This is a genomic window from Burkholderia dolosa (genome assembly GCF_902499135.1).
GTDB classification, from domain to species: domain Bacteria; phylum Pseudomonadota; class Gammaproteobacteria; order Burkholderiales; family Burkholderiaceae; genus Burkholderia; species Burkholderia dolosa.
The window spans coordinates 1-6,738 of the sequence record NZ_CABVPR010000115.1 but is presented as its reverse complement, the minus strand read 5'-3'; the positions used below and the strand labels follow the sequence as shown (position 1 = coordinate 6,738).

At 70.3% G+C, this 6,738-nt stretch carries 5 protein-coding genes and 1 pseudogene; 5 read left to right on the top strand and 1 reads right to left on the bottom strand.

The window, feature by feature from the left end:
* Nucleotides 1-419: pseudogene (locus BUB20358_RS27395) on the top strand (alpha/beta fold hydrolase); the annotation flags it as partial.
* Here the strand turns inward: BUB20358_RS27395 and BUB20358_RS27390 are convergent.
* The gene (locus BUB20358_RS27390) at nt 404-607 is read right to left on the bottom strand and encodes a hypothetical protein (RefSeq protein ID WP_035975509.1); all 204 of its coding nucleotides are present in this window, start codon (nt 605-607) and stop codon (nt 404-406) included. The pseudogene BUB20358_RS27395 and the gene BUB20358_RS27390 overlap by 16 nt on opposite strands.
* Before the next feature lie 416 nt (nt 608-1,023).
* Between BUB20358_RS27390 and BUB20358_RS27385 the strand changes: the two genes are divergently transcribed.
* The 4 genes from BUB20358_RS27385 to BUB20358_RS27370 all read left to right on the top strand — a co-directional run bounded on the left by BUB20358_RS27385 (nt 1,024) and on the right by BUB20358_RS27370 (nt 6,332).
* On the top strand, nt 1,024-2,751 hold the full coding sequence (locus BUB20358_RS27385) for a methanol/ethanol family PQQ-dependent dehydrogenase (protein ID WP_035975508.1): 1,728 nt from the start codon (nt 1,024-1,026) through the stop codon (nt 2,749-2,751).
* 73 nt (nt 2,752-2,824) lie between these two features.
* The gene (locus BUB20358_RS27380) at nt 2,825-4,081 is read left to right on the top strand and encodes a c-type cytochrome (protein ID WP_035975506.1); all 1,257 of its coding nucleotides are present in this window, start codon (nt 2,825-2,827) and stop codon (nt 4,079-4,081) included.
* Between the two features lie 81 nt (nt 4,082-4,162).
* Nucleotides 4,163-4,486 carry a high-potential iron-sulfur protein gene (locus tag BUB20358_RS27375; RefSeq protein WP_035975505.1) on the top strand — a complete coding sequence of 108 codons (324 nt, stop codon included), beginning with the start codon at nt 4,163-4,165 and terminating at the stop codon, nt 4,484-4,486.
* Complete coding sequence (locus tag BUB20358_RS27370) at nt 4,470-6,332, top strand: sigma-70 family RNA polymerase sigma factor (RefSeq protein WP_035975504.1); 1,863 nt, start codon at nt 4,470-4,472, stop codon at nt 6,330-6,332. The genes BUB20358_RS27375 and BUB20358_RS27370 overlap by 17 nt, the downstream gene beginning before the upstream one ends.
* Nucleotides 6,333-6,738 lie beyond the last annotated feature (406 nt).

The window sequence follows — 6,738 nt, the reverse complement described above, 5'->3', positions numbered from 1 at the left end:
GCCAGCGCGCGGTCGCACTCGCGTGGAACGCGTACGAGGCCGCGCTGCTGACCGGACGGCCGCCGCGCCGGCGCCGCACCACGCCGCGCACGGTCGCGCGGCTGATCGACAAGTACCGCATTCAGGCGCACTACCTGCAGCATCGGTGCTGGCTCGGCGAGCGCCGCCTGCTCGCGCTCGCGCGCCGGGCCGCGCAGGCCGGCGTGCCGCTGTGGGCCGTGCACGGCACGCACGACCCCGTGTGTCCGGCCGGCAACGTCGATCGTCTCGCGCGAGCGGTGCCGGCCGCGTTCATCGAGCGCGTGCGCGCCGGGCACCTCGCGACCGACGATGCGCTTGCGCGCGGCGTCGCACGCGCGGTGCACGAGATGCTGGCAATCGCATCCGCCCGCGCGGCCCGCGGTCAATCCCGCGCATAGCGTGCGCCGTCCCACGCGTTGCGCGGCGCGCCGGGCCCGACGAACGGCTCGCCGACCGGATGGCGGCCGTCGAACGCATGATCCGATCCGTTGAAGAAGTTCCGGCCGAGCGTTCCGAAGCGCGCATGGCGCTTGTCGAGCAGCGTGCCGATCGATGCGAACAGCTGCAGGTGCTTCTCGTCTGCCATGTCGTATCGACGTCGATCACGAATTAGACGGGAATGTGCCCGTTCTCGTCCCGGTTGTTTTCGTCGCCGCGCGCGGCCGCGATCGATCGGCGACGCGCGATCGCTCGTGCGCACGGACATCGCAGCGCAACGCCGTTCGCGTCAACCGCTGTCGAGCGCGCAGCCGCCGCACCGCTGTGATGTTTTGGAGCAGTCGCGCCCGCGCTGTTGCCGAACGCAACAGTTGCGCGATGCGTGCTGCCCGATACCGACCTCCGCCGATCGCACGCGATCGCGCGGACCGCTTTGCGCGACAACGGATCCGCGCCAATGGCACGCGGTTTGCATGAAGGTCTGCGCACTGGCCCCGGACCTTCCCCCAGCCGGCCCGGCCGCTGTTTCGCCGCGGTGCGACCACAACGAATCAGGAGACGACCATGAAGAAACCTTCGGCCTCGATGCGCCGACTGGCAACGATCGGAATCGCGGCGGCAGCCGCGATCGCGCTGAACCCCGGCCTCGTCGATGCAGCCGCCGACTATCCGGCGGTCACGTATCAGCGGCTCACCGACGCGCAGCGCGACCCCGGCTGGCTGACTTACTACCGCACGTACGACGGCCAGTCGCATTCGCCGCTCAAGCAGATCGATCCGTCGAACGTGTCGAGGCTCACGCAGGCGTGGAGCTACAAGTTTCCGGCCGAGCTGAAGCAGGGTTTCGAAGCGACGCCGATCGTCAACGGCCGCTATCTGTTCGTGACGACGCCGAAGGACAACGTGTATGCGTTCGACGCAGCGACCGGCGCGCAGCTGTGGAAGTACGAGCCGAAGCTCGGCGCCGAATCGTTCAAGACCGCATGCTGCGACGTGGTGAACCGCGGCGTCGCGCTTTACGGCAAAAACGTATACGTCGCGATGCTGAGCGGCGAAGTGGCCGCGCTCGACGCGAAGACGGGCGCGCTCGTATGGAAGAAGTCGATGTTCGAGCCGGGGCTCGGCTACGCGTTCTCGCTCGCACCGCTCGCGATCGACGGCGCGATCGTCGTCGGCAGCTCGGGCGGCGAATACGGCGCGCGCGGCTTCATCGCGGCGCTCGATCCGAACGACGGGGCGCTGCTGTGGAAGCGCTACACGATCCCGGGCCAGGGCGAGAAGCACGGCGACACCTGGCCCGACGGCATGCAGTCGCACGGCGGCGCGCCGGCGTGGCTGACCGGCACCTACGACGCGGCGACGCGCACGCTGTACTGGGGCGTCGGCAATCCGGGGCCGTGGCTCGCGGATCTGCGCCCGGGCGACAACCTGTACTCCGATTCGCTGCTCGCGCTCGATCCGAAGAACGGCGAACTCAAATGGCACTACCAGTACACGAAGCACGACACCTGGGACTATGACGGCGTGAACACGCCGATCCTCGCGACGATCAAGTACAAGGGCAAGGAGCGCGACGCGATCATCCATGCGGACCGCAACGGCTTCTTCCACGCGATCGACCGCGACACCGGCAAGCTGATCTATGCGGAGCCGTTCGTGAAGGCGACGTCGGTCACCGGCTATACCGAAGACGGCACGCCGATCCAGGACCCGGCGAAGTATCCGAAGGTCGGCACGACGATCGACACGTGCCCGAGCTTCCTCGGCGGCAAGAACTGGTGGTCGGTGTCGTACGACCCGCAGCGCCACATCGCGATCGTGCCGTCGCTGCACGCGTGCATGAGCCTGTCGGGCAAGTCGGTCACGTACATGGAGGGGCTGCCGTATCTCGGCGAAGGCTTCGAGATCAAGCCGGAGCCGGGCAGCGAAGGCTACGGCGAACTGCAGGCGATCGACGTCAACACCGGCAAGAAGATGTGGAGCCACTGGAGCAAGCTGCCGTGGAACGGCGGCGTCGCGACGACCGCAAGCGGTCTCGCGTTCAGCGGCTCGCTCGACGGTCATCTGTACGCGTTCGACGTGTCGACCGGCAAGGTGCTGTGGGAAAGCCCGAAGCTCGCGAGCGGGATCATCGCGCAGCCGTCCGTGTTCGAGGTGGACGGCAAGGAATACGTTGCCGTACTCGCCGGCTACGGCGGCGCGAATCCGATCTGGGGCGGCCCGATGGCGAAGGCCGCCGACGACGTGCCGCGCGGCGGCACGCTGTACGTGTTCGCACTCGACCGCAGCTGACCGGCATGTGCGCGTATCGCGCCCGCGCCGCCGGCGCGGGTGCGCCCTCCTCCGTCTCCATCCGGGCTACGACATGAACATTCGACTCCCCCACTTCGCCGCGGCGTGCGCGCTCGCGGCCGGCACGACGCTCGCGCCCGCGACGTCGGCCGTCGCAGCGCCGGTTCGCGTGTGCTCGCTTCCCGGCACGCCGACCGCGGCGCTCGACAAGGCCGTCGCGCGCGCGGCATTTCGCACCGCAGGCATCGCCGCGACGTTCGCCGCGCGCAGCGTCGACGGCAGCGACGACGACGGCGTGTCCGCACACGAGCTCGTCAAGGTGCTCGAGCACGATTGCGACGTACTCGCCGGGTTTCCGCGCTCGGCGATCGCCGACGCATCGGACACGACGCTGCTGTTCTCGCAGGGCTACCTGCGCTCCGGCTACGTGAGCGTCACGCGTCGCGACGCCGGCGCATCGGCCGCCGATCGCGAAATCGTCGCGGCCACTTACGCGAGCCCCGCGCAGCTGATCGCGGTCCAGCAGAAGAACGCGCGCTTCGATCTCGAGAACACGTCCGAGCAAACCGTCGACGCGGTCGCGCACGGCCGCGCGCATCGCGCGATCGTCTGGTATCCGGCCGTCGTCGCGTATCGCGCCGCGCATCCGAAGCAGACGTTCCGCATCGAGCCGACCGCATCCCCGTACGCGAACTGGCAGCTCACGTTCGCATTCGCATCGCGCTCGGCCGACCTGCAGCAGCGCATCGATGCGGCGCTCACGCAGATGAAGCAGGACGGCCGTCTTGCCGCGCTGACCCGTCGCTGGGCGCTGCCGGGCAACGTGACCGAAGCGCGCGAGTCGCGCGCGACGCCGCGCTTTCTCGACGGCGCGACGGCGGCTGCTGGCGCGGCTCGCGCCGGCCTGCTGCGTGCGCGCAGCATCACGGGCGGCGGCTTCGTGCGCGTCGCCGCCGGCACCGGCGACGCCGCGCCGGGATTCGACGCCGCGCAGGTCGAGCACGGCAAGACGCTGTACGGCACCGCGTGCGCGAAGTGCCACGGCGCCGATCTCGAAGGCAACACGGCGCCCGCGCTGAGCGGCCCGTCGTTCGCGCCGCTGTCGCATTCGCATCTGACGATCGGCGGCGTGTTCGGCTACATGGCGACCAACATGCCGGCCGATCAGCCCGGCAAGCTGAAGGACGACGAGTACGCGGACCTGATGGCGTTCCTGCTCGCGTCGAACGGCTATGCGCCGGGCAAGGACAAGCTGAGCGCCGACGCGGCGCGCGCGTCGGCCGCGCCGCTCGTCGTCGGTCCCGCCGGACACAAGAACGCCAGTCAATGAACGGGTCGCACGGCTCGCTTTACGCAGCGTGAGCCGTGCGGCGACTACGCACGAATTCATCTTCATCAGGAAACCATCGTCATGCACGCGACCCACCGCCGCACCCGCAGAACCTTCATCGTCCGAACCCTCGGCCTGTGCGCAGCGCTCGCCGCCGCACGCACCGCATCGGCTGCTCCGCCGCTCGTCGACGAAAACGACGCCGCGGCGAAAACGCTCGGCTATCGCGCACGCGCGTCGAGCGTCGATACCGCGCAGTTCCCGAAATACCAGGCCGGCCAGCGCTGCGCGAACTGCCGCTTCTACAAGGGCGAAGCGGCCGATGCGAGCGGCACGTGCCCGATGTTCGGCGGCAAGCTGGTCGCCGCCGACGGCTGGTGCAACGTGTATGCGAAGCGCGCGTGACGGGTCGCGCGACGCGACGCCGGTGCGACATGCACGGGCGCCGGCGGCCGGCACCGGCGACGGCGTGCCGCAGCGCGCGGCCGCGGATCTGCATGCGCTGATCGCGGCCGGCCTGTCGCGCGGTTTCGTCGCGCGCGGCGACATCCTCGACGCGCTGCCCGACGACGATGCGACCGAAAGCGGCATCGACGCGGTCGTCGCGATGCTCGACGAACTCGGCATCGCGGTGTGTGACAGCGCCGATGCCGACAACGGCTGGACGCTCGACCGCTATTTCCCGCCCGTGCGCGCGTGGGCCGACGGCGTCAGCGCCGCGGTCGATCTGCCCGCGCCGCGCACGACCGATCCGGTGCGGCTGTACCTGCGCGAAATGGGCACGGCGCCGCTGCTGACCCGCGACGAGGAATTCGCGTACGCGCAGCGGCTCGAGCGCGGCCGCGCCGCGTGCGTCGCGGCGCTGTGCGGCGACCCGGACGCGCTCGATGCGCTGGCCGCGATCCGCGACGAGATCGCCGAAGGCCGGGCCGCCGCGTCCGCCTACGTGAGCTTCGTCGACGACGGGCCGCGCGACGCTTCTCGGTCCAACCGCGCGAGCGAGGATGCTGCGCACGTCGCTCGCGACGACGCCGCGGACGCACGGCCGGAAGATGCCGCGTGGCGCGACGCGGTCGTCGCGCGGCTCGCACGCGTTGGTGCACTCGCAGACGGCATGCGCGCCGCGCTGGCGTCGGGCGGCACCGGTTGCGCCGCCTATCGGTCGCACGTGCGCGACGCGGCGGCATTGCTTCGCACGGTGCGGCTGTCCGCGCGCGCACTGGAGCGGATCGGCGAGCCGTTGCGCAGCCGCGCACGCCGGCAGCGCGCGCTGCGCGGCCGGCTGCAGCGAATGCTCGCCGACGTCGGCGTTCCGCCGTCATTCGCGCACGCAGCCGACGGCGACCACGCGGGCTGGCTCGCGTCATGCGTCGACGCGCATCCGGGCTGCGCGTCGACACTCACACGCCGCGCGGCGCAGTTCGTCGACGCACGTGCGGCGATCCTGCGCGACGCGGCTGCGTCCGCGCTGCCGGCGGACGCGACCGCGTCGCTCGACGCACGCGTCGGCGCGATCGAACGCGCGATGCAGCCGGCGAGGATCGCGCTGTTCGATGCGAACCTGCGGCTCGTCGTGTCGATCGCGAAACGCTATCGCGATCGCGGGCTGCCGTTCGCCGACCTGATCCAGGAAGGCAACATCGGGCTGCTGAAAGCGATCGAGCGCTACGACTACCGGCGCGGCTTCCGGTTCTCGACCTATGCGACGTGGTGGATCCGGCAGTCGGTCACGCATGCGCTCGCCGATCTCGGCCGCACGATCCGCGTGCCGACGCATACGGTCGATGCGCTGAACAAGCTCGCACGGCTCGCGCGCGAGCATCGGCAACGCGCAGGCAGCGCCGCGACGCCCGCGCAGCTCGCGGCACACATCGGCGAACCCGTCGACAAGGTGCGCGACCTGCTGGCGATCGTGAAGGAGCCGGTGTCGGCCGACCTGCCGGTGTCCCCGGACGGCGACCTGACGTTCATCGACGTCGCGCCGGACACCGCGACGCCTTCGCCGGAAGACGCGGCCGACGCGACGCAGCTGCGCCGCACGATCGCGGCCGCGATCGAACGGCTGCCGCAGCGCGAGGCGATGGTGCTGAAGCTGCGCTACGGGCTGCATGCGGACGAAGGCTGCTCGCTGCGCGACATCGGCCGGCAGCTGAACCTGTCCGCCGAACGCGTACGGCAAATCGAGGCGTCGGCCCTTGCGCGCCTTCGCGCATCCGACGCGCTCGCCGTGCTCAGGCCGTTCATCGCGTAGCACGACGGCGGCGAGCGTCATGCGCCGCGCGCCGTTCGTCGTGTTGACGCGTGCAACACCGATTGCTGCATTCCGACGCAGCGTGCAGCGCCGACAGGCACACGCAGCGTTCGATCGCTCGTCGCGCGACGACGGATATCGAACGCCCGACGCCCGCTACGTCGCGCACGCAAGCTGTTGCGGTCGAATGCCGTCGCAATTGGCATGCGAGTTGCGTTTGAACAGCGGGTCCACCCGATACGATTTTCATGGAGAGCAACTTGACCGCCCTCGTCTCGATCCTTCACGAACGCCGGGTCTTCGAACCGACGGCCGCCGCGCGCGAGCACGCGACCATTTCCGGCATGCCGGCCTATCGCGCGCTCGTCGCGGAAGCCGAGCGCGATTACGAAGGCTTCTGGGCGCG

Excerpts from the sequence above, each read along its gene's own strand:
- BUB20358_RS27380 (WP_035975506.1), top strand. The coding sequence starts at position 2,825 with ATGAACATTCGACTCCCCCACTTCGCCGCGGCGTGCGCGCTCGCGGCC.
- BUB20358_RS27390 (WP_035975509.1), bottom strand. The coding sequence starts at position 607 with ATGGCAGACGAGAAGCACCTGCAGCTGTTCGCATCGATCGGCACGCTG.
- BUB20358_RS27385 (WP_035975508.1), top strand. The coding sequence starts at position 1,024 with ATGAAGAAACCTTCGGCCTCGATGCGCCGACTGGCAACGATCGGAATC.
- BUB20358_RS27375 (WP_035975505.1), top strand. The coding sequence starts at position 4,163 with ATGCACGCGACCCACCGCCGCACCCGCAGAACCTTCATCGTCCGAACC.
- BUB20358_RS27370 (WP_035975504.1), top strand. The coding sequence starts at position 4,470 with ATGCGAAGCGCGCGTGACGGGTCGCGCGACGCGACGCCGGTGCGACAT.